Annotated in this window: 18 protein-coding genes and 2 pseudogenes; 11 read left to right on the forward strand and 9 right to left on the reverse strand. The window is 71.4% G+C overall.

Annotated features, from left to right (window positions below):
* Positions 1 to 76: 76 nt before the first annotated feature.
* Both ACSNOK_RS08035 and ACSNOK_RS08040 read right to left on the reverse strand, forming a co-directional pair.
* Entirely contained in the window at positions 77 to 2155 is a 2079-nt protein-coding gene (locus ACSNOK_RS08035; protein WP_436779897.1) for a glycosyltransferase, read from the reverse strand.
* Between the two features lie 220 nt (positions 2156 to 2375).
* Positions 2376 to 4112 (reverse strand): beta-N-acetylhexosaminidase, encoded by a 1737-nt coding sequence (locus ACSNOK_RS08040; RefSeq protein ID WP_436779898.1) that lies wholly within the window; start codon positions 4110 to 4112, stop codon positions 2376 to 2378.
* Positions 4113 to 4447: 335 nt separating this feature from the next.
* On the opposite strand from ACSNOK_RS08040, the gene sdhC reads away from it, so the two are divergent.
* Genes sdhC through ACSNOK_RS08060 form a run of 4 tightly spaced genes read left to right on the forward strand, consistent with a single transcriptional unit; the run spans position 4448 to position 7840 of the window.
* The gene (gene sdhC / locus ACSNOK_RS08045) at positions 4448 to 4828 is read left to right on the forward strand and encodes a succinate dehydrogenase, cytochrome b556 subunit (RefSeq protein WP_433022473.1); all 381 of its coding nucleotides are present in this window, start codon (positions 4448 to 4450) and stop codon (positions 4826 to 4828) included.
* 8 nt (positions 4829 to 4836) lie between these two features.
* Complete coding sequence (locus tag ACSNOK_RS08050) at positions 4837 to 5307, forward strand: succinate dehydrogenase hydrophobic membrane anchor subunit (RefSeq protein ID WP_436779899.1); 471 nt, start codon at positions 4837 to 4839, stop codon at positions 5305 to 5307.
* A gap of 20 nt (positions 5308 to 5327) precedes the next feature.
* Complete coding sequence (gene sdhA / locus ACSNOK_RS08055; RefSeq protein ID WP_436779900.1) at positions 5328 to 7082, forward strand: succinate dehydrogenase flavoprotein subunit; 1755 nt, start codon at positions 5328 to 5330, stop codon at positions 7080 to 7082.
* Positions 7082 to 7840, forward strand: a complete 759-nt coding sequence (locus ACSNOK_RS08060; RefSeq protein ID WP_436779901.1) for a succinate dehydrogenase iron-sulfur subunit — start codon at positions 7082 to 7084, stop codon at positions 7838 to 7840. The genes sdhA and ACSNOK_RS08060 overlap by 1 nt, the downstream gene beginning before the upstream one ends.
* Before the next feature lie 57 nt (positions 7841 to 7897).
* Here the strand turns inward: ACSNOK_RS08060 and ACSNOK_RS08065 are convergent, their stop codons facing one another.
* Positions 7898 to 8428 (reverse strand): PadR family transcriptional regulator, encoded by a 531-nt coding sequence (locus ACSNOK_RS08065; RefSeq protein WP_436779924.1) that lies wholly within the window; start codon positions 8426 to 8428, stop codon positions 7898 to 7900.
* Between the two features lie 91 nt (positions 8429 to 8519).
* Between ACSNOK_RS08065 and ACSNOK_RS08070 the strand changes: the two genes are divergently transcribed.
* Positions 8520 to 10640 carry an MFS transporter gene (locus ACSNOK_RS08070; protein WP_436779902.1) on the forward strand — a complete coding sequence of 707 codons (2121 nt, stop codon included), beginning with the start codon at positions 8520 to 8522 and terminating at the stop codon, positions 10638 to 10640.
* Between the two features lie 81 nt (positions 10641 to 10721).
* Here the strand turns inward: ACSNOK_RS08070 and ACSNOK_RS08075 are convergent, their stop codons facing one another.
* Positions 10722 to 11465, reverse strand: coding sequence for a helix-turn-helix domain-containing protein (locus tag ACSNOK_RS08075; RefSeq protein ID WP_436779903.1), 744 nt, complete (start codon positions 11463 to 11465; stop codon positions 10722 to 10724).
* 406 nt (positions 11466 to 11871) lie between these two features.
* Here ACSNOK_RS08075 and ACSNOK_RS08080 point away from each other — a divergent pair.
* The 3 genes and pseudogenes from ACSNOK_RS08080 (at position 11872) to ACSNOK_RS08090 (ending at position 14226) form a co-directional block, all read left to right on the forward strand.
* Positions 11872 to 13015, forward strand: a pseudogene (locus ACSNOK_RS08080) (IS110 family transposase).
* A gap of 268 nt (positions 13016 to 13283) precedes the next feature.
* Positions 13284 to 13575 (forward strand): annotated as a pseudogene (locus tag ACSNOK_RS08085) (MFS transporter); the annotation flags it as partial.
* Positions 13576 to 13614: 39 nt separating this feature from the next.
* A complete protein-coding gene (locus ACSNOK_RS08090) occupies positions 13615 to 14226 on the forward strand; it encodes an MFS transporter (RefSeq protein WP_436779904.1) in 612 nt (203 codons plus the stop codon).
* Between the two features lie 57 nt (positions 14227 to 14283).
* On the opposite strand, the gene ACSNOK_RS08095 is transcribed toward ACSNOK_RS08090, so the two are convergent.
* The 3 genes from ACSNOK_RS08095 to ACSNOK_RS08105 all read right to left on the reverse strand — a co-directional run bounded on the left by ACSNOK_RS08095 (position 14284) and on the right by ACSNOK_RS08105 (position 17183).
* Positions 14284 to 15663 carry an FAD-dependent oxidoreductase gene (locus ACSNOK_RS08095; RefSeq protein WP_436779905.1) on the reverse strand — a complete coding sequence of 460 codons (1380 nt, stop codon included), beginning with the start codon at positions 15661 to 15663 and terminating at the stop codon, positions 14284 to 14286.
* Between the two features lie 106 nt (positions 15664 to 15769).
* Positions 15770 to 16534 (reverse strand): SDR family NAD(P)-dependent oxidoreductase, encoded by a 765-nt coding sequence (locus ACSNOK_RS08100; protein WP_436779906.1) that lies wholly within the window; start codon positions 16532 to 16534, stop codon positions 15770 to 15772.
* A gap of 49 nt (positions 16535 to 16583) precedes the next feature.
* Positions 16584 to 17183 carry a hypothetical protein gene (locus tag ACSNOK_RS08105; protein ID WP_436779907.1) on the reverse strand — a complete coding sequence of 200 codons (600 nt, stop codon included), beginning with the start codon at positions 17181 to 17183 and terminating at the stop codon, positions 16584 to 16586.
* Positions 17184 to 17331: 148 nt separating this feature from the next.
* Here ACSNOK_RS08105 and ACSNOK_RS08110 point away from each other — a divergent pair, with 148 nt between their 5' ends.
* Positions 17332 to 17841: a MarR family winged helix-turn-helix transcriptional regulator gene (locus ACSNOK_RS08110; protein ID WP_436779908.1), complete on the forward strand. Its 510-nt coding sequence runs from the start codon at positions 17332 to 17334 to the stop codon at positions 17839 to 17841.
* Between the two features lie 93 nt (positions 17842 to 17934).
* Here the strand turns inward: ACSNOK_RS08110 and ACSNOK_RS08115 are convergent, their stop codons facing one another.
* Together ACSNOK_RS08115 and ACSNOK_RS08120 are read right to left on the reverse strand one after the other, a co-directional pair.
* Entirely contained in the window at positions 17935 to 18213 is a 279-nt protein-coding gene (locus ACSNOK_RS08115; protein ID WP_436779909.1) for a ferredoxin, read from the reverse strand.
* 6 nt (positions 18214 to 18219) lie between these two features.
* The gene (locus ACSNOK_RS08120; protein WP_436779910.1) at positions 18220 to 19419 is read right to left on the reverse strand and encodes a cytochrome P450; all 1200 of its coding nucleotides are present in this window, start codon (positions 19417 to 19419) and stop codon (positions 18220 to 18222) included.
* Positions 19420 to 19632: 213 nt separating this feature from the next.
* On the opposite strand from ACSNOK_RS08120, the gene ACSNOK_RS08125 reads away from it, so the two are divergent.
* Both ACSNOK_RS08125 and ACSNOK_RS08130 read left to right on the forward strand, forming a co-directional pair.
* Positions 19633 to 20679 (forward strand): methyltransferase, encoded by a 1047-nt coding sequence (locus ACSNOK_RS08125; RefSeq protein WP_436779911.1) that lies wholly within the window; start codon positions 19633 to 19635, stop codon positions 20677 to 20679.
* A 71-nt stretch (positions 20680 to 20750) separates the two neighbouring features.
* Complete coding sequence (locus ACSNOK_RS08130; protein ID WP_436779912.1) at positions 20751 to 21797, forward strand: methyltransferase; 1047 nt, start codon at positions 20751 to 20753, stop codon at positions 21795 to 21797.
* Positions 21798 to 21891: the final 94 nt, after the last annotated feature.

Genomic DNA, 21891 nt, shown 5'->3' on the forward strand with positions numbered 1-21891 from the left:
CCCCCGACCTCACAACGCAGCGCGACCGCCGGCACAACCACGCCCCCGGACCGAAGCCCGGGCCCCCACCGTCACGTCACTCCTCCCCGGTGATGTCCTTGACCGAGATCGTCAGATCGTTCGTCACCGTGAAGAACGGCCGCAGCCGTACCCCGTCCCGGTCCGCCGCCGGGAAGGTGTCGATCCCCTTGCGGTCCGCGAAGTCGCCGGTCAGCCGGCCGAGCCGGACCGGGGCGGCGCCCGCGCCGGGGCGTACGTACAGGTCCCACAGGTCCTGCTCCTCGCCCCTGCGCCGCCACATCGGCTCGTACGGCAGCCGGCCGGTGCCGCCCTCCAGCGGCGCGCGGACGTCGGCCACCTCGCCGTCCGCGCCGCGCAGGCGGGCGATCAGCTCGGCGCCGTCACAAAGCTCGACGCCGTGGGCGGCGACGGTGACGGCCACCGTGCCCTCCTCGGCCGAGCCGACCCGGACGTCCGTCGCCTCGGCGTGCCGCTCCCGCAGCCAGGTGCGGACGGCGAGGAAGCCGTCGCTCGTCTCGTACGGGACCCAGGGCGCGACACCGGACGGGCCGGTGACGAGTCCCAGCCCGAGCAGCGCCTTCTGTTCGACGAGGACGGCGGTCAGCCGGCGTCGCGTCTTGTCGGCCTTGCGCTCGGCGTAGCTGTCCCAGCGTCCCTCGGGCAGGGTGTGCGCGGCGCGCTCGACGCGGGCCTCGGCCCATTCGGCGCCGGCGGTCCGCCGGATCGGGGCGCGGACGGCCTCCTTGCCCTTGCTGCCACGGTGGCGGAGCAGCAGGTGGGAGTCGGCGTCGGTGAGCTGGTCGGCGCGGAGGCGGAAGACGAGGGAGCCGTCGGCGGCGACGGCGCAGCGCGCCTCGGGGTGGGCGGTCTCGGCGGGCGCGGGGGCGGCGGAAGCCGTCTGCTGCTTCCGGCCGCCGCCGAAGAGGCCGCGGAGGAGGCCGCCCTTCTTGGCAGGGGCGGTGCAGCCGGGGCGCAGTTCCTCGAAGAGCCGCTCGTAGCGCCGGGCGATGGCGTCGGGTTCGTAGCGGTGGGCGGCGGCGCGGGCCGCGGCGCCGAGCCGGGCGCGGAGGCCGTCGTCGCCGGTGAGCTTGAGGAGTGCTTCGGCGTAGGCGTCGACGGTCTCGGATTCGCCCCCGGGGGCGAGCGGGACGAGGATGCCGTCGGTGCCGTCGTCGAGGATCTCGCGCGGGCCGTAGGGGCAGTCGGTGGCGATGACCGGGAGTCCGGCGTGCATGGCCTCGACGATGGTCATGCCGAAGGACTCGGCGTCGGAGGCGACGGCGGCGACGGCTCCCTTGGCCCACTCGGTCTCGATGGGCGAGCGGGCGCCCATGAGGGTGATGCGCTCGTAGAGGCCCAGTTCCTCGATCTGGCGGCGGAGTTTGGCCTTGGAGGTGCCGCGCCCGTAGATGCGGAGCTGCCAGTCGGGGCGCTCGTCGGCGATCTTCGCGAAGGCGTTGATGAGCCGGTCGTAGCGTTTGACGCCGACGAGCCGGCCGGCCGAGACGATGATCTTCGAGGTGCCGTCGGAGGGCTCGGCGGCGGGGGCGGGTACGGCGTTGGGGACGGAGAGCACCTGTGCGCGGCGGTCGGCGGGCAGGGCGTCGCGGTAGTGGACGGCGTCGGCCTCGGAGACGGTGACGAAGGCGTCGAGGGCGGCGATCGCCGGGTCCATGACGGCGTGCAGTTCGGGGACGTGGGCCTCGTGGGTGAGGTGCTCCTGGCCGAGGCGCAGGTACCGGTCGCTGCCGTAACGGGCGAGGTAGCCGATGAGCTTGGGGCGGGTGGCGACGACCACGTCCGCGTCGGTGGCCGCGAGGTGGGCGGCGACGCGTTCGTCGGTGAGGGCGGTGGCGGCCATCCGGCCGTTGTCGATGCGCTCGTCGCGGAAGATCGCGCTGGGCCGCTGGTTGAGGGGCGCCGCGTATTCGTCGCCGTCGGTGCCCTCGCGCAGGTCGACGAGGGGGGTCAGCCGGACGCGCGGGTCGATCGTGAGCTCGGGCTCGTCCACGGGACGGTTGACGCTGATGATGCGGACCTCGTGCCGGTCGGCGAGGGCGGTGGCGAGGTTGACGGTCGAACGGATGGTTCCGCCGATGCCGTACGCATTGTGCAGCAGGAATTCGATCTTCATCCGGGCCCTCGTTCAGTGCGATGGGCGCGCGAGCGCGCACGTCCGCCGTGGACAGCTGCGCCGCGCACCGGCCGATGCCTTCCGCTTGGACAACGACCGGACGCCGCGCATGGTTCAACCCCGGAGGCTAGCCCGCTTTGGAGGTGTGTGGGGAGCGCCCTCCCCCGGCCCGCTCCCCAGGCCCGGCAAACCGGTCGAAAGTCCGCCGGGCGCCCGGGTTTCAGCCCCCTCGGACGGCGGTGTACAGGGCGCCGAACTCCTGCCAGGGCGTCCTCGGCGGGCGCGGGTCCCACAGCCGCTGGGACACGGCGGCGAGCGGCAGCCGGATTCCGTTTGCCACCTGGTCGGGGGTCTGGGCGTCGGCGTGGTCGCACCAGACGGCGAACCGGCCGCCCGGCACCCGGCGCGGGTCCGCCGTCCCGGCCGCCACCGGCTTGGTGCCGCGCAGTACGGCCGGTGACCACTCCTTGTAGATCAGCTCGCCGGTGGGGTAGCGGAACTCGTTCGGTTCCCCGAGCACGTAGTAGAGGTACTGGTCGTTGAGGTTGACGACCGTACGTCCCTCGTTCAGGTATTCCTGCGGGTTCCGGGCGCCGAGCTCGCGGCCGGTCCAGTACTCGACCTCGATGGCCTGGTCGGGGGCGACGAGCCCGCCGCGGAAGAAGCCGTCGTTCCACGCCTTGGCCTTCTTGCCGAGGGACCGGACGACGGCGGCCCGGTCGTTGAGCCAGGCGGTGGCCAGGTCCTGTACCCGGCCCTGCGAGCCGTAGCGCTGCCGGGCGAGGTCGGCGAGGTGCGGGTAGGAGCCCTGCGGGTCCCGGGCCATCAGGGCGCGGTACTCGTCGGCGCCCAGGTGCCAGTACGGGCCGGGGAAGAGGGGCGTGAACTCGCGCAGCAGGTCGTCGACGATGCGCGCCGCGCCCGGGAGCGAGATGTCGACGGCGCCGCGGGACGGGGTCCCGGTGGCGTCCCTGAGCTGGAGGTCCGGGTGGGCCTTGAGGACGGCGCCGAGGTGGCCGGGCGAGTCGATCTCGGGGACGACGGTGATGTGCAGCGAGTTCGCGAGGTTGACGATGCGGCGGACCTCGTCCTTGGTGAGGTGCTCCGGGGAGACGATCTCGGGGTGGGTGGAGCTCTCGATGCGGAAGCCCTGGTCGTCGGAGAAGTGCAGGCCGAGCTGGTTGAGCTTGAGGTCGGCCATCTCGCGGAGCCGGGCCTCGATCCACTCGGCGGTGAAGTGCTTGCGCGCGGTGTCGAGCTGGAGGCCGCGCTGGGGGCGGTCGGGGGCGTCGGCGATGACGCCTTCGGGCAGCCCGCCGCCGGAGCGGACGGACTGGACGAGGGTGCGGGTGCCGTAGAAGACGCCGGCCTCGTCGGGGGCGGTGATCAGCACCCTGCCGTCGCGGGTGGTGAGCTCGTAGCTCTCGGGGCCGCCGCGCTGGCCGGGGCGGAGCGCCAGTTCGACGTCGCCGGCGCGGGCGGGTCCGGGGGCGATGGTGACCTTGAGTTCGCCGGCCAGCAGCCGGGCCTCGTCGGCGAGCGGGCCCTCGGGGTCGGTGACGACACGGACGGCGGAGGAGGGCCGCCAGCCCGGGCCGCCGCGGGCGGTGAAGGAGCGGACGGCCGGGACCGTGCGCGGGGATCCGGTGACGGGTGTGACCTGGGCGGTGCTGGAGGGCGCCGCGGCCTGGGTGGAGCGGGCGTCGTCCCGCCCGCCGCTCCGGCCGGAGGGCGCCGCTCCGCCGCCGTCGTGGGAACAGCCGGCGGCGACGGGCAGGGCCAGCGCGGCGAGGAGCGCGGGCAGGACGCGGAGGCGCCGGGGCGCGGCGGAGGGGCGGTGCCGGACGAGGGGCCGACGGGGCGCGACACGCGCCCACCGCGCGGAACGGGTGACACCGGAGACACGCGCAATGCGGGCGATACGGGTGATACGGGTGATTCCGACAGGCAGTCCCATGGAGCAAAACCTCCCAATCGCGGAAAAGATAGTTCTTTCCACCGACGACAGCCTCGAATACCCGCCCGAAAACTCTCCCTTATGGGTGAATTTCCGGCAGCGAACCAGGGCCATTCGGCCAACCATGGCGCCCCATGCGGCTCTCGCCCACCACCGCCGACCCGTACATGCCAGTTTGATCACACCTGACTGACCCCGCGCGACCGAACCGACAAGGCGTCGCTACGATGGCCAGGGCCGGTGGACCGTACCCGGCCGGGCCCGACCGACAGTGCAGTCCTAACTGGGTTACAAGCTGGCGGCAGCCCCCGATCCCCGCTCCCGGAGGGTTTTCCGTGTCGGCTGGAACGCTGTACCGCGGCCGGGAAGGCATGTGGTCCTGGGTGGCTCACCGAGTCACCGGCGTCCTCATTTTCTTCTTCCTGTTCGTGCACGTCCTGGACACCGCTCTCGTCCGCGTCTCCCCGGAGGCGTACGACGACGTCGTCGCGACGTACAAGACACCCGTCGTCAACGTGATGGAGTACGGCCTCGTCGCCGCCATCCTCTTCCACGCGCTCAACGGCCTCCGCGTCATCGCGGTGGACTTCTGGTCCAAGGGCCCGCGGTACCAGAAGCAGATGCTGTGGACCGTCGTCGGCGTCTGGATCGTGCTGATGGCCGGCGCCTTCTACCCCGTGCTCAGCCACACGCTGCACACGCTGTTCGGGAGCTGACGCAAGACATGTCCGCTGAAACCACCCCCGCGTCCGCCGAGGGCGTCTCGCTCTACGACGTCGACAACCCGGCCCCGCTCATCGAGGCGCCGCGCAAGCGCACCAAGAAGACGCCGAAGTCGACCCGGACCAACTTCGAGCTGTACGGCTGGCTCTTCATGCGGCTGTCCGGCATCGTGCTCGTCGTCCTGGTCCTGGGCCACCTCCTGATCCAGCTGGTGCTGGACGGCGGTGTCACCAAGATCGGCTTCGCCTTCGTGGCGGGTCGCTGGGCCTCGCCGTTCTGGCAGGCGTGGGACCTGATCATGCTGTGGCTCGCCATGCTGCACGGCGCCAACGGCCTGCGTACCGTCATCAACGACTACGCGGAGCGGGACACCACCCGCTTCTGGCTGAAGATGCTGCTGTACACCGCCACGGTGTTCACCGTCCTGCTGGGCACGCTGGTGATCTTCACCTTCGACCCGAACATCCGCTAGAGCCCGGGGCTGACGCGACCATGAAGATCCACAAGTACGACACCGTCATCGTCGGCGCCGGTGGCGCCGGCATGCGCGCGGCCATCGAGGCGACCAAGCGCAGCCGCACCGCGGTGCTCACCAAGCTGTACCCCACCCGCTCCCACACCGGCGCGGCCCAGGGCGGCATGGCCGCCGCCCTCGCCAACGTCGAGGAGGACAACTGGGAGTGGCACACCTTCGACACGGTCAAGGGCGGTGACTACCTGGTCGACCAGGACGCCGCCGAGATCCTGGCGAAGGAGGCCATCGACGCGGTCCTCGACCTGGAGAAGATGGGCCTGCCGTTCAACCGCACCCCGGACGGCACCATCGACCAGCGCCGCTTCGGCGGTCACAGCCGCAACCACGGCGAGGCCCCGGTCCGCCGGTCCTGCTACGCCGCGGACCGCACCGGCCACATGATCCTCCAGACGCTGTACCAGAACTGCGTCAAGGAGGGCGTGGAGTTCTTCAACGAGTTCTACGTCCTCGACCAGCTGATCACCGAGGTGGACGGCGTCAAGAAGTCCGCCGGTGTGGTCGCCTACGAGCTGGCCACCGGCGAGATCCACGTCTTCCAGGCCAAGTCGGTCATCTACGCCTCCGGCGGCACCGGCAAGTTCTTCAAGGTGACCTCCAACGCGCACACCCTCACCGGTGACGGCCAGGCGGCCTGCTACCGGCGCGGCCTGCCGCTGGAGGACATGGAGTTCTTCCAGTTCCACCCGACCGGCATCTGGCGCATGGGCATCCTGCTGACGGAGGGCGCCCGCGGTGAGGGCGGCATCCTCCGCAACAAGGACGGCGAGCGCTTCATGGAGAAGTACGCGCCGGTCATGAAGGACCTCGCGTCCCGTGACGTCGTCTCCCGCTCCATCTACACGGAGATCCGCGAGGGCCGCGGCTGCGGCCCCGAGGGCGACCACGTCTACCTGGACCTGACGCACCTGCCGCCGGAGCAGCTGGACGCCAAGCTGCCGGACATCACCGAGTTCGCGCGCACCTACCTCGGTATCGAGCCCTACACGGACCCGATCCCGATCCAGCCCACCGCGCACTACGCCATGGGCGGCATCCCGACCAACGTCGAGGGCGAGGTGCTGGCCGACAACGACACCGTCGTCCCGGGCCTGTACGCCGCCGGCGAGGTCGCCTGCGTCTCCGTCCACGGCGCCAACCGCCTGGGCACCAACTCGCTGCTGGACATCAACGTCTTCGGCAAGCGCGCGGGCATCGCCGCCGCCGAGTACGCGCACAAGGCCGACTTCGTCGAGCTGCCGGAGGACCCGGCCTCGTTCGTCCAGGAGCAGGTCGAGCGGCTGCGCGCGTCCACGGGCAGCGAGCGGGTCGCCGAGCTCCGCAAGGAGCTGCAGGAGACCATGGACGCCAACGTCATGGTCTTCCGCACCGAGCAGACCATCAAGACGGCCGTCGAGAAGATCGCCGAGCTGCGCAAGCGCTACAAGAACGTGTCCATCCAGGACAAGGGCAAGCGCTTCAACACCGACCTGCTGGAGGCCATCGAGCTGGGCAACCTGCTCGACCTGGCCGAGGTCATGGCGGTCTCCGCACTCGCGCGGAAGGAGTCCCGCGGCGGTCACTACCGCGAGGACTACCCCAACCGCGACGACGTCAACTTCATGCGCCACACCATGGCGTACCGCGAGGTCGACGCGGACGGCAGGGATTCGATCCGGCTCGACTACAAGCCGGTCGTGCAGACCCGCTACCAGCCCATGGAGCGTAAGTACTGATGAGCACCGCGATCGAAGACAAGGTGGAAGCCTCCAGCAAGGCCTCCCCCTACATCACGGTCACCTTCCGCGTCCGCCGGTTCAACCCGGAGGTCTCCGCCGAGGCGACCTGGCAGGACTTCGAGGTCGAGATCGACCCGAAGGAGCGCGTGCTCGACGGTCTGCACAAGATCAAGTGGGACCTGGACGGTTCGCTGACCTTCCGCCGGTCCTGCGCCCACGGCATCTGCGGCTCCGACGCCATGCGCATCAACGGCCGCAACCGCCTCGCCTGCAAGACGCTGATCAAGGACATCAACCCCGAGAAGCCGATCACGGTGGAGCCCATCAAGGGCCTCACGGTCCTGAAGGACCTCGTGGTCGACATGGAGCCGTTCTTCCAGGCGTACCGGGACGTGATGCCGTTCCTGATCACCAAGGGCAACGAGCCGACGCGCGAGCGCCTGCAGTCCGCCGAGGACCGCGAGCGCTTCGACGACACCACCAAGTGCATCCTGTGCGCCGCGTGCACGTCCTCGTGCCCGGTGTTCTGGAACGACGGCCAGTACTTCGGCCCGGCGGCGATCGTCAACGCGCACCGCTTCATCTTCGACTCGCGTGACGAGGCCGGGGAGCAGCGCTTGGAGATCCTGAACGACAAGGACGGTGTCTGGCGCTGCCGGACGACCTTCAACTGCACCGACGCCTGCCCGCGCGGCATCGAGGTGACGAAGGCGATCCAGGAGGTCAAGCGAGCGCTGATCACGCGCCGCTTCTGATCCCCCCGATCGGCCCGGAAGGCCCCCGCTCCCCCGTGGAGCGGGGGCCTTCCGCGTTCAGCCGGTCCGCTCCAGCTCCGCGATCGTCTCCTCCAGCCAGGCCAGTTCGGCCCGGGAGGTGGCCCGGGCGATGGTGAGGACGCCGCGCCGGAACGGGTCGTCCACGTCCTCGACGCCGAGCGGCCGGTCCCCGTCGTAGAAGAAGCTGCTGGGCTCGCTGAGGAAGGCGAGCCGTCTGCGCAGGACGTGGGCCTGTGCCTGCCGGTCGGGCAGGTGGCGCAGGAAGGCGAGGAGCGTGAACCACCGGTTCTCGTCGGTGACGAACGGCTCCTCGGGCCGCCGCAGCCGCTCCAGGAACGTGCGCCGGCCCTCCTCGGTCAGGCTCAGCACGTGCCGGGGCGCCGCCACCGCCCCCTGCTGTGCTTCGCGGACGAGCAGCCCGGCCGTCTCCATGCGCTTGATCGCCGGGTACAGGGTGCCGTGGCTGATCGCCTTGACGTGCCCGGTGAGACGGGCGATGCGGGTGCGCAGCTCATAGCCGTGGAGGGGCTCCTCGTGGAGGAATCCCAGGACGGCGAGATCCAACAGGCTTGACATGAACAGAAAGCATAAGCCTAGACTCCGAGATAGGTCGGATCGACATACAGCGTTTCGATCCATCCAGGGAGGGAGTCGACTCTTGTCCGCCGCGGATGTCTCGTCCACCAGCTCGGCGCGGGAAGCACGGGGCGCGCCCTCGGCGGGAGCTCCCGTCGCCGCCCTCGCGGCCCTGGCGCTCTCGGTGTTCGCCCTGTGCTCGGCCGAGTTCGCCCTCGTCGGCCTGCTGCTCGACGTCGCCCGGGATCTGCGCGTCTCCGTGGCGAGCGCCGGGCGGCTGCTCAGCGCGTACGCGGTCACGGTCGCCGTGGGCGGCCCGGTCGTGACGGCCCTGACCGCGCGGGTCGCGCGGGTCGCGCCGCGGAGGCTGGCGCTGACCCTGCTCGCCGTGTTCGCCGCGGCCAATGTCCTGGGCGCGCTCGCCCCTTCGTTCCCCCTGCTCATGGCCGCGCGGACGCTCGGGGCCCTCACCCACAGCACCTTCGCGGCGATCTGCGTCGTCATCGCCGTCCGGCTCGACCCGGCCGGGCACCGGGCCGCCGCCATCGCCTGGGTTTCCGGCGGCCTCAGCCTGGCCACCATGCTCGGCGGGCCGATCGGCACGGCGATCGGACAGCAGTGGGGCTGGCGGGCGACGTTCTGGTGTGTGACGGGCGCGGCGGTGCTGGGTTTCCTGGCCCTGTTCGCCCTGGTGCCGCGCGCGGTCACCCGGGAGGCCGGCGCCTCGGCGCGCGCCGAGGCGGGCGTGCTGAAACGGCCTCAGGTGCTCTGCGCGCTGGGCGTCACCGCCGTCTCCCAGGCGGGTTGGTTCCTGCTCCGACGACATCTCCCTCACCCCGGAGCAGCTCGCCACCCTCGTGGACCGGCACGGCATGACCAGCCCCAAGGGCCCCGCCGGTTCGGTGGTGTTCTTCTCGCCCGAGATCGTGCACGGTTCCGCGCCCAACATGTCGCCGTGGGCCCGCCGGCTGCTCATCGCGACGTACAACGCCTGTTCCAACCCGCCCCGCCCGCAGGGCGAGCCGCGGCCCGACTACGTGGTGTGCCGCGACACGGCTCCCCTGCGGCCGCTGGGGCAGTGCTTCTCCGACACCCTGGGCATGGTGACCTCATGACGGAAGGGAACGGGCGCACCGGGCGGGCCGTGGTCCTGGAGGAGTTCGGCGCACCGCCCGCGCTGCGCGGGTTCCCCGTGCCGCCGGCGCCCGCCGACGGCACGGTCCTCCACCGCCTGTACGGCGGGATCTGCGGCACGGACCTGCACCTCCAGCAGGGCCACCTGCCCATACCGACGCCGCTGGTCCTCGGCCACGAGGGGTACGGCACCGTCCTCGAACTCGGCCCGGGCGGCGGCCTGGACGCCCTGGGCGAGCCGCTGTCGGTGGGCGACCCGGTGATGTGGGCCTCCTCCATCGCCTGCGGCCTCTGCCCGCCCTGCCGGCTGCACCGCGAACCCACCCTGTGCGAGAACCGCCGCACCTACGGCGTCAACCGCACCCTCGCCGACGGCGTGCCCCTCTCGGGCTCGTGGGCCGACCACATCGTCCTCCAGCCGGGCACCACCGTGGTGCGGACGGCCCCGGGCGTCTCCCCCGCCGCGGCGATGGCCCTGGCCTGCGCCGGTCCCACGGTCGTGCACGCCCTGTACGAGCGGCGGCCAGTACGGCTGGGTGAGACCGTCATCGTCCAGGCGGCCCGGTGGGGCTGGCCGCTGCGGCCTTGGCTCAGCTCGCCGGGGCGGCACGCGTCGTCATCGTGGGCGGCCCGAAGGAGCGGCTGGCCGCGGCGGCCGCTGCCGGGATCGGGGACGTGCACCTGGACGTCGTGGGCGCCGCGGACCCCCAGGGCGGTGCTGCGCGAGGCGCGGGCCGCCGCCGGGCCGGACGGCGCCGACCTCGTCATCGAGTGCGCCGGGGTCCCCGACGCGGTGGCGCAGGGCCTGACGCTGGCCCGCAGGGGCGGGTCGTACCTGGTCATCGGCCAGTACACGGACGCCGGGGACACCCGGCTCAACCCGCACCAGATCGTCTACCGGCAGCTCGACGGATCGGGTCGTGGGCCTTCACCGGCGCGCACGTGGTCGAGTACGTGCGGCTGCTGCCGGCGCTCGCCGCGCGCTTCGACCTGGAGGGCATGGTCACGTCCTACCCGCTGGAGCGGCACGCCGAGGCGCTCGCGGACGTGGCGGCGGGCACCGTCCTGAAGGCCGTGCTGACCGGCTGACCCGCCGAGCGGGGGAGCCCCGCGGAGCCGTTTCCCGGAACGTCCGGGCGGCCCGCGGGGCTCACGCGTTCTCCCACAGGCGGCGCAGGGCGTCCTCGGAGTCCCGGTCGTCGGGCAGGTAGGACAGGAAGTGGTGGCCGGGCTCGTCCACGGCGGCCAGCTTCACGTAGCGGAGCCGCAGTTCGCCGACGGCCGGGTGCCGGAAGCGGCGGACCGAGGGCTCGAACCCGGTGGTCTCCCGGCGCTCGTACCAGCGGGCCGCGTCGCCGTCGGCCAGCAGCTCGGTGACGAGTTCGGCGAACCGCGGGTCCTTCGGCCGGCGAGCCGCCCGGGAGCGGAACTGGCCGAGCAGGGCGCGGGCTTCCTGTTCCCAGTCGGGGAGCAGGGTGCGGGCTGGCGGCCAGCGGAACACCAGCCAGAGCAGGTTGCGCTGCTTGGGGTGCAGCCGGGCCGGGTCGGTCAGCAGCGCGGCGTACCCGGCGTTCCAGGCCAGCAGGTCCCAGTGCGGGTCGAGCACCACGGCCGGGTGCGGTGTCATGGCCTGCACCAGGGTGTGCAGGTTGGGTGACACCCACGTCGGGGCGTCGGCGGCCGGCCTGCTCTCCTCCGCGAACGACAGGACGTGCGCGGTCTCCGCGGCGTCCAGCCGCAGCACGCGGGACACCGCGCGCAGCACCTGCTCCGAGGTCCGCACCCGGCCCTGCTCCAGCCACGTATACCAGGAGACGCTGATGCCGGCGAGCTCGGCGACCTCCGGCCGCCGCAGTCCGGGCGTCCGGCGTCCCGGGAGGTCCGGCAGTCCCACATCCGCCGGTGTCAGCCGTTCCCTGCGGGACGGAGGAAGGCCCCCAGTTCACGGCGGGGGGACTCGCCAGGCGGTAGGGGTGCGGTGCTAACCGGCCACCGCGCCGGCGGCCGGAGGTGCGGGGCGGTGCGCAGGTGTCCGAGGGCGACGGCCTGCCGCGCGTCATGGTGTCTTACCTTTCAAGTCGTTGGTCTGATCTGGTCATTCGTACGATCGGAGGGCCCAGGGGCTTCGGGTATGGCTGTCATGCGGATGCCGCTCGACGGCTTGAGAGACATGGCCGCCCGGAGCTCCGCGACGACTCGACCGCCCATTGGGATTTGCGACGTTGATCACTGCTGTGAGACCACGCCGGCGAGGTCGTCTGTGGGGGCCGATGACGACGACGAAGCGGCGGAGGTGACCTGTGCCCCAGATTTGGGCCGGGCTGGACATCGGAAAGACGCACCACCACGCGGTGGTGATCGATGCGGAGGGCAAGCGGCTGCTGTCCCCCCGCGTCCCGAACGATGAGACCGAGTTGCTTACGCTGATCGGGGACGTCCTGGAGATATCCAGCGACGGGCTGTGGGCCATCGACCTCAACCGGGGCGGTGCCGCACTGCTGATCGGCCTCCTGCTCAACCACGACCAGCCCGTCGCCTATCTCACCGGGTTCGCCGTCCACCGTGCGTCGGGCACCTACCGAGGTGAGGGAAAGACGGACGCGAAGGACGCCTTCGTCATCGCCGACCAGGCCCGCATCCGCCGGGACATCGGGCTGCTGCGACCCGGCGACGAGATCGCCGTGGACCTGCGCATTCTCACGTCCAGGCGACTGGACGTCGTCTTCGACCGCCCTGCCAGATCAACCGCCTGCGGGCTCAGCTGCTGGAGATCTTCCCCGCGCTGGAGTGGTCGCTGGCCCTGACCAAGCAGGGTCCGGTGATGCTGCTGACCAGGTACCAGACCCCGGCGGCGATCCGTCGCGCGGGTGCCAAGCGCATCGAGACGTGGCTGAAGAACCGCAAGGTCCGCGGTGCCTCCACGCTCGCCAGGACGGCTGTGGGGGCGGCCGAGGCCCAGCACACGGCACTGCCCGGCGAGAGGCTGGCCGCCGCGATGGTGGTCCGGCTCGCGAAGGGGGTGACGACCCTCAATCAGGAGATCGCCGAACTCGACGCCCTCATCGAGGCCCGGTTTCGCGAGCATCCACACGCCGAGGTGATCAACAGCCTGCCCGGCATGGGCCCCGCCTCGCCGCGGAGTTCATCGCCGCCACCGGCGGCGACATCGCTTCCTTCAGCACCGCCGATCGACTGGCCGGTTTCGCCGGCCTGGCCCCGCAACCCCGCGACTCCGGCCGTGTCCGTGGCAATCTCCGCAGGCCGAGGCGCTATCACCGCGGGCTTCCGACCTCGAAGGCGTACTACGACCGGAAGAGGAGCGAGGGCAAAGCACACAAACAGGCGGTACTGGCCCTTGCCCGCCGAAGGCTGAACGTCTTGTGGGCCATGCTCCGCGACGGAGCGTGCTACCAAGTCACACAACCTGTCACGGCAGCGGCTTGACTTCAACGTTGGGATGTCTCTCCTCCGGCCGGCGGGCGCCCGCACGGCCGCGGGTGCCCTCTCGCGATGCTGCCGCCACCAGGCACGATGCCGCGACCAGGCTGTGAGAGATGGCAATAGCCAGCGGTCTCCGCCCCGTGGGGCCCGGTGCTGAACTGGCTGGTGGCCGGCCACGTCCGCCCCGGACCGGCCCGTCTCCGGCACCCGTTCTCGCCGGACCTTCCAGGAAAGGAGCATCTTCCTCGTGACCACCACCGCACCGACACCGGTGGCGGCGCTTCCCGCGTCCTCCCTGCGGCTGCTGTACACCGCCGGATTCGTCAGCAACTTCGACCGTTTCTGCATCGCGCCCATGCTGGCTCTCATCGGCCCCAAGCTCGGGGCCCCGCTCCCCACCGTGGTGCTGGCCGCGAGCGCCTACTACCTCACCTACGGGCTCATGCAGCCGGTGTGGGGGGCGGCCAGTGACCGGTGGGGCCGTGTGTGGGTGATGCAGGTGTCGCTCACCGGCGCGGCACTGGCCGCCCTGGCCTCGGCTCTCGCGTCCAACGCCCCTGTGCTGGCGGACTCCCTCCGGTTCGCTGCTGGCGCCCTTCCGGGTGGTCCTGTCCTCGGCCTGGCAGTGGTATGTGATGGCGGTGGCGATGCTGGAGGGCGCGGTGCTCCTCGGCTTCCTGACGTACCTGGCCCCGGTCCTGGAGGCGCGGGGCGTCCCCACCGCCCTGGCCGGCGCGGTCGCGGCCCTGTACGGGGTGGGTTCCATGGCGGCGGCGCAGGTGGTCAAGCGGCTCGTCGGGCAGTGGTCCCCGGTGGGCCTGATCACGGCCGGCGGGGCGCAGATGGCCGCGGCGTACCTGCTCGCCGGGTACAGCCAGTCCACCGGGGCACTCGTCGTGGTGGCCCTGCTCCTCGGGGGCGGCTGGTCGTTCATGCACTCGACGATCCAGTCGTGGGCGACGACGCTGTCCCCCACGGCCCGTGCGACGGGCGTGGCCATGTTCGGTGTCGCCCTGTACGTGGGCAGCGCCCTCGCCAGCGGCCTGGCCGCCTCCACCGCCCAGGCGCACGCCTACCGTCCCCTGTTCTGGCTGGCGGCCGTCCTGACCGTGCCCCTGACGGCGGCCGCGGCCCTGGGCCGGGCGCGCTACCAGCGCACGTCGACGGCCTCCGGACCCCGTACTGGAACGCCGGCACGGGCGGACGCGCGGTAGCCCCGGCCACGTGGCGCGCCGTTCCGGTGGGGCGGCGCGCTCACGGGCCGGGTCGGGTCAGTTCTTGTTCGGCGGGATGAGCAGGCCGTAGTCCTCACGGTCGCCGCCGCGGTCCAGGTAGAGGTCCTCCTCCATCTTCTTGTGTACGGAGGGGACGTGACGGGCGACCCAGAAGTAGCCGCGCATGGAGGCCAGGACGGCCCGGCCGACGACCGGCTTGTGAATGGGCTGGTCCCCGCCGGTCCGCTTCAGCGACTCCTTGACCGCTTCGAAGCCGTAGCGGACCATCTTCGCCTCGTACGTGTCGATGGCCTGCAGGAACGTCATGTCACCGCGTACGTACGCGATCAGATTGCTGCACAGCCGGGCCGCGTCGCGCAGGGAGGTGTTGGCTCCGACGCCCTGTCCGGGGGTCATGGTGTGGATGGCGTCGCCGATCAGGGTGACGTTACTGGCGCTCCACCGCGGGATGGGCACGGAGGTGCGGATGTTGATGGGGAACGTGGTCTGGTGGTCGCCCATGCTGAAGAGCTTGCGGAGGGCGGGGCTCCAGTCGGGTGTCATGTCCAGAACGACCTTGATCAGCTCGCCTGGCGACTTCTTCAGGACGTCCGGCGGGAACTTGTCCGTGGAGGCCCAGAAACCCCAGTTGATGTAGTCGCGGGTGTTGTCGAAGAGCAGGCCGGGCCACTGCTTGATGAGCTCGGCGTCGTTGCCGCCGATGCCGGACTTGACGCGGCCCTCGCGGTCCCAGCCGAACTCCATGGTGTGCAGGATGCAACTGTAGCCCTTGGGGGCGACCACCAGGCCGATGCCCTGGAAGACCTTGGGCGGGAGCAGCGCCTTGCTCTCCTGGGTGATCGGGACCTTGGCGGTAATGGAGATGATGTTGGCGTCCTTGACCTGCGAGTGCGGCAGGTACTGTCGGCGCACCCGTGAGTTGGACCCGTCGGCGGCGACGAGCAGGTCTCCGGTGGCGTTGGTGCCGTCGTCGAAGTACGCGGTGACGCGGCCGTCGGCCTCCTTCTCGTAGTGCGTGAAGGTCTTGCCGAAGTGCACCTCGTCCTCAATGCCGGTGAGCAGCACCTGCCGGAGGGTCATCCGGCTCACGGACTTCTCGTTGTTGACGGGGTCGTCGCTCTGGACGATGTCGAGGGTCAGGCTGGGCTTGAGGTCCTCCGTGAGGAAGCTGAAGTACTTCGGGGACCGGGCGCAGGTGGCGACGAAGGTGTCGAACAGGTCGGGCGGCAGCAGGTACCTCAGCGCCCGGCTGCCGTCGGGGTTGATGCCCACGCGGTAACCGTGCAGACCGGTGCTGCGGGTCGCCTCGCGCTCGTAGACGGCGAAGCTGATCCCCGCCCGCTTGAGGCCGTGCGCCAGGGCCATGCCACCGGTGCCGCCACCGATGATGAGGACGTGGAACGGTGCGTCGGTCATGTCAGGTTGTTCCCCTCGTGTTCCATGTGGATCTGTCACGCGTGGTGCGGGCTCTGCCGGTGGTACCGGCGGGCGGGTGGTGTGGACCGGCCGTGGTGCCGTGTCGTCAGAGGGACTTGAGCATCCCCGCGTCGATGAGCCAGTCGGCTCCGGTGGCACCTGGGAGACGGCGGGAGGCCAGGAGGACGACCATGTCGGCGACCTCCTCCGGGGCGATGAACTCGCCGGTGGTCAGCCCCATCCGTCGGGGCACCTCGGCGAGTCCGTCCTCGGCATCCGGGTCCGGCCGGGCCGCACGGCGCGGGTTGCGCCAGACGTCCGTGAGGACCGGGCCCGGCGAGACGGTGTTCACGCGGACGCCCCGTGGGCCGAACTCCTCGGAGAGGGTCTTGGTCAGGTTGGCCAGGGCGGCCTTCGCCGCGCTGTACTCGGTCAGGCGTGGTGAGGGCAGGCGCCCGTTGACCGAGCCGATGTTGACGATGGCGCCCCGGCTCTCGATCAGGGCGGGCAGTGCGGCGCGTACGGCCCGTACGGCACTGAGGAAGTTGAGGTCGAAGCCGGCCTGCCAGTCCTCGTCGGTCAGGTCCAGGAAGCCGGTGGCGGCGGTCGTGCGGCCGCCGACGTTGTTCACCAGGATGTCCAGGCCACCGAAGGTCTCCACCGCCTTCTCGACCAGCCGCCCCGGCCCGTCGGGGGTGGCCAGGTCGACCTCGACGGTGTGCGGGGTGGCCGCACGCAGGGCGGGACTGTCGCTGCGCGTACCGCCCATCACCAGGGCGCCTTCGGAGGTGAGCGCCCGGGCGACGGCCAGGCCGATGCCACGGCCGGCGCCCGTGACGACGGCCCGTCGGCCCTCCAGTTGCAGGTCCATGACGACTCCTAGGGTCGTGTGTGGGGTGGCTCCGGACGGCTCCGGGTGACTAGGCGATGGTGAGCCGGTTGGCGCCGGAGGCGAGCGTGATGTCGTAGCAGCCGGGCGTCGCCTCGAACGGTTCGGCGCTGCGCCAGTCGACCTCGGTACGGGTGCCGACCCATTCACCGTCCAGCGAGAGCCCGGTGAAACCGGTGTCGCCGCGCAGAGTGGCGCGTACGGATGGCGGGCGCACGATCGTCGTCTTGCGGACGCCGCTGCCGAAGTGCACGGCCACGGTCCGGTCGGTGTACGGGAGCACGAAGCGCGCCTGGGTCAGACCGCCGGTGACGCACAGCGAGAGCAGGGGCAGTCCGGTCAGATCGGCTTCGATGTGCGCGGCCGGGCCGCGGACCTCGACGTGCCAGGCGACGAGCGGGCTGAGCGTCACGTGTGCCGTGCGCCGGGCCAGGTCGAAGGGGTGCACCGGACCGCGGCGGCGGATGGTGATCGTGCCCTTGCCGTCGTCCTCGACCAGCGAGTCCCGGCCGCCGAACTCGGTGCTGCACCGCTCCGGGGTGACGCCGGCCGGGACCTCGGCGACGTCCAGGGTGAGGTGCTGGACCTGAGGGACGAAGACGAGCCGGCCGGTGGGGATGGTGCTGGCCATCGGAGCTCCTTTCACCGCACCAGACGTCCGCCTGGCCAAGAATCGTGAGAGTCGAACTTCTAGTCACTAGCTAATCTAGCGATTCACTGGGTCGACTGTACGGCGGGAATCGCTAGAATGTCAAGAGAAACCGGGGAGAGGATTGACCGTGACAGTGCAGCAGGCCACCGGCGAACAGGTCGGACAGGCACCCGACGACGAGCGGCGAGAGCGGCTCATCGAGGAATTCGGCCTGGTCATGCAAGAGTTCCAGCGTTCGGCCGACACCCTGGACCAGCAGGTGGCGGACCGGCTCGGGCTCAACCGCACCGACCTGCGCTGCCTCGACCTGCTCTTCGGTCCCTCCCCCATGAGCCCCGGCGAGCTGGCCACCGCCGCAGGCCTGACCACGGGCGGCGTCACCACGGCCATCGACCGCCTCGAACGCTCCGGCTACGCCACCCGCGCCCGCGACACCGCCGACCGGCGCCGGGTGATCGTGGAGCCCACCGAGAAGGGTTACGCGATGGTCGCCGAGATCTTCACACCCATCGCGCGCGAAGGGGCGGAGTACCTGCGCGGGCTCGGCGCCGACACCCTGGCCGAGATGGTCGCCTTCCTCCGCTTCGCCACGCGTCAGCAGCGGGACCACGCGGAGCGCCTGGCCAAGGGGGACTGAGGCCGCCCTACCGCGCGCCTACCCGGACACGAGAGACCGAGGCCCCCGGCACGTGCTGTGGGGGCCTCGGTCGTACGGGCGCGGGACCGCGGGTCAGTCCTCCGGGCCCTCCGCGCCTTCCTTCATGCCTTCCACACGGATCGACCGCGTGGGGCAACTGCGCCGGGCGCGCAGGAGTTCCCGTCCCAGCTCCGCGGCCGGGTGCGGATCGAGGACGAGGACGCAGCCGTCCTCGTCCTGGCCGAAGACCTGCGGAAGCCGGTTGACGCAGAGGTTGCTGGTCACACAGGTGTCGCTGTTCGCGGTGACGGTCAGACGGGTTTCAGGGTCCGAGGAGAGGGCCGGCCGGCCTCCGGCGTCCGACGTGGGCATACGGGTTCACCACCTCACGGGAATCTCGGCGTAGCCGGCGAGGAAGCCGCCTTCGGGGCGGACCAGTCGTTCGCCGGGGACGGCGAGGGTGAGGCCGGGGAAACGGCGCAGGAGGCCCGCGGTGGCTTCCTGGAGTTCCATACGGGCCAGGGCGGCGCCGGCGCAGAAGTGGATGCCGGCGCCGAAGGTCAGGTGGTGGTTGTCCTCGCGCCGGATGTCCAGGGTGGTCGGGTCGTCGAAGACCTCCTCGTCCATGTTGCTCTCGACGGAGAGCAGGACGGTGCTGCCCTTGGGGATCACGGTGCCGTCGAGCAGGGTGATGTCCTCCAGGGCATAGCGCAGGGAGCCGAGCGAGGTACCCATGATCTGGTAGCGCAGGAGTTCCTCGACGGCGGAGGGCACCAGCGACAGGTCGGCCTTGAGCTCGGCGGCGACCGCGGGCCGGTGCAGCAGGACGGCCATGCTGGTGCCGATCTGGGAGGCCGTGGTGACGTAACCGGCGATGAGCAGGGTCTTGACCCAGTGCTGGAGCTGGTGGTCGGTGAGCTTGCCGGGGTCCTCGGCGTTGACCTTGATCAGGTCGCTGATCAGGTCGTCGCCGGGGTCGGCCCGCTTGGCGGCGATCAGCTCGGAGAGGTAGTCCCAGTACTGCACGCGGCAGCGCTCGACCTCCTCATCGGACAGCCGGCTCACCGAGAGGTAACCGTCGATCAGGGAGCGGAACTTGTCGCGGTCCCGCGGCGGCACGCCCAGCATGTGGCAGATGACGAGGATGGGCAGCGGGAAGGCGAACGCCTCCATGAGTTCGGCCTCGTTGCGGCCGTCCGCCTCCATGGCGTCCAACAGGTCCGCGGTGATCCGCCGGACCACGGGGCGCAGGGCCTCCAGCCGGCGGTGGCTGAAGGCACGCATGACGATGCCGCGCTCGACGAGATAGCGGGGCGGGTCGTTGTCGATCTCGGGGTCAGCGAAGAGGTCGTTGCCTGCGGAGATCCGGGACACCGGGTGCCGGGCCCAGTTGCGGCTAAGCCGCTCGTCGGCGTAGAGCCTGCGGACGTCCTTGTAGCGGGTGACCAGCACCGCCGGGTCGCCACTTGGCAGGCTGATGTTCAGCAGCGGGCCCTCCCGCAGGGAACGCCAGTCCGCCGGGACATCAGGCGCGGGGGCCCACGGGAAGGGATAGCTGACCGGGCACTTGGAGCTCACCTGACACCTCTCTCGACTGCGGGGGCTGTCGTGCGCAGTCTCCGCACGGGCGCTGGTGCCGGGCTCGACGCCCGCTGGAACCGGGTTGGCCGGGGGCCGGGCCGCCCGGCGGCCACGTGCGGGACGACCGCGGATCGAGCCGTTCTCCATCCGCCGGTGCGAGATTCCGTTCCGCACAGGGCCAGGGCAGGGCGGCGAAAGGGAGTACCGGTCATGACGGGCAGCGCTTCGGACCTCGGCACGGCGGCGGGCATCCTGCGTCTTGGCAACCGGTTCTGCGACGCGAAGGCGCTGCTCACCGCCGTACGCCTGGATCTGTTCACCGTCCTGGACGACGGCCCCGCCACGGAGGAGGAACTGCGGGTCCGGCTCGGGCTGCACGGGCGGGGTCTCGGCCCCTTCCTCGCCCTGCTCACCGCGCTGGGCCTGCTGCACCGGCAGGCCGACGGGCGCTACCGCAACAGCGAGAGCGCCGCGCGTCACCTCGTCACCGGCCGTCCCGGGGCGGTCGTCGGCTTCCTGCACGGTGCCGACGTCAACCTCTACCCCGTGTACGGCAAGCTCACCGAGGCCCTGCGCACCGGGCGGCCGCAGGCGGCCGGCGACTACCTGGGGATGCTCCGGGACCCGGTCGCCACCGGGCGTTTCGCCCGCATGATGGACGGAGTGACCGCGGGTCTGGGCGATCCGGTGCTGGCCGCGCTGGACGAGGTGGCCGGGCCTGAGGGGCTGGATGGGCTGGGCGGGCCGGAGTTCACCTCGGTACTCGACGTGGGCGGCTGCCGCGGTCACCTGCTGGGCCAGTTGCTGACCGCGCGCCCCGGCCTGCGGGGGCACCTCTTCGACCTGCCGCAGCTGGAACCGTTCTTCGACGCGCACATGGCGGAGAGGGGTCTCACGGAGCGGGCCGTCTTCCACGGCGGCGACTTCTTCCGGACCCCGCTGCCCCCGGCGGACGTCCTGATCTACGGCCACGTCCTGCACGACTGGGACCCGGCCCGGCGGCAGCGGCTGCTGGACGCGGCGTTCGAGGCCGTACGCCCGGGCGGCGCGCTGGTGGTCTACGACCGGATGCTCGGCGAGCGGAGCGACGACACGGAGAACCTGGTCGCCTCCTTGAACATGCTTCTGATGACCGAGGGCGGCGGGGAGTACACCCTCGCCGAGCTGACCGGGCAGGTGCGCGCCGCGGGCTTCGCCGCACCGGTCCACCGGCCGCTCGCCGACTTCGACACGCTCGTCGTCTGCCGCAGACCCTGACCCGGGCCGCACGCCCGCGCCCCCTCCCGGCGCCTCGGATCATTCCATCGACACCTCAAGGAGACATACGCATGAGCCGTTTCCGCTCGGACCAGCCGACCACGGCCGAGTACCTGCCCGTCATGTTCGGTTTCGCCCTGTTCCAGATCGGCGGAGCCGTCTCCCGGCTCGGCATCCCCGACGCGCTCGGCGACACGGCGAAGTCCGCCGCCGAGCTGACCGAACTCACGGGCGCGGACCCCGATTTCCTGCGCCGGCTGCTGCGGGCCGCCGTCCCGGCCGGACTGCTGCGCCAGGACGAGCGGGGGCGCTTCGCGCTGACCCCGCTCGGCGGCATGTACCGCGGTGACTCACCGCTGCACGGCGGCCCGCTGGACGCGATGCACGGCGCGCCCGAGGTCTGGCAGGCGTGGGGCGCGCTCGAACAGTGCGTGCGGACCGGCAGGCCCGCTTTCGATCTGGTGCACGGGCAAGGGCTCTTCGAGCACCTGAGCCGGACACCGGAGCACGCCGAGGTGTTCCACGCCGCCATGGCCGCCGGCAGCGCGGTGCAGGTCCCGGCCATCGTCGAGCGAGTCGACTTCACGCGCTTCCGGCACGTGACGGATGTCGGGGGCGGCAACGGCACGCACCTCGCCGGCATCCTGTCCGCCAACCCCGACCTGCGCGGTACGGTCTTCGACACCTCCGACGGTGTCCTCGACGCGCCCCGTGTGCTCAAGGAGGCCGCCCTGGAGGACCGTTGCGACGTGGTGTCCGGTTCGTTCTTCGATTCGGTGCCGGCCGGCGCGGACGCGTACCTCCTCAAGAACATCCTGCACGACTGGGACGACGACTCCTGCCGCCGCATCCTCGGGAACTGCCGGGAGGCGTTGGCGCCGGGCGGCCGGATCATCGTCTTCTCCTCGGTGCTGGCCGAAGGCCGGCATGACGAGGACCCGGGGGACGCGCTGGGCGCCGCGCTGATGGACATCGAGATGATGGCCGTCACCACAGGGCGGGAGCGTACCCGCGCGGAGTTCGGGGAGCTGTTCGCCGACGCCGGGCTCAAACCGGCCGGGCTGACGCCGCTGAAGTGCCCGTTCCTGTACTACGCGCTGGAGGCCGTGCCCGCCTGAACGGACGGCGCGGACCCGGTGGGGTGGCCCGGGGGCTCATGCCTCCGGGCCGCCACCGCGGCGGCTCCCAGCCGCGCCGCCGTACGCCTCGCCG

Origin of the sequence: Streptomyces sp. URMC 126 (genome assembly GCF_051386555.1) — a bacterium.
In the GTDB taxonomy this organism is placed as follows: domain Bacteria; phylum Actinomycetota; class Actinomycetes; order Streptomycetales; family Streptomycetaceae; genus Streptomyces.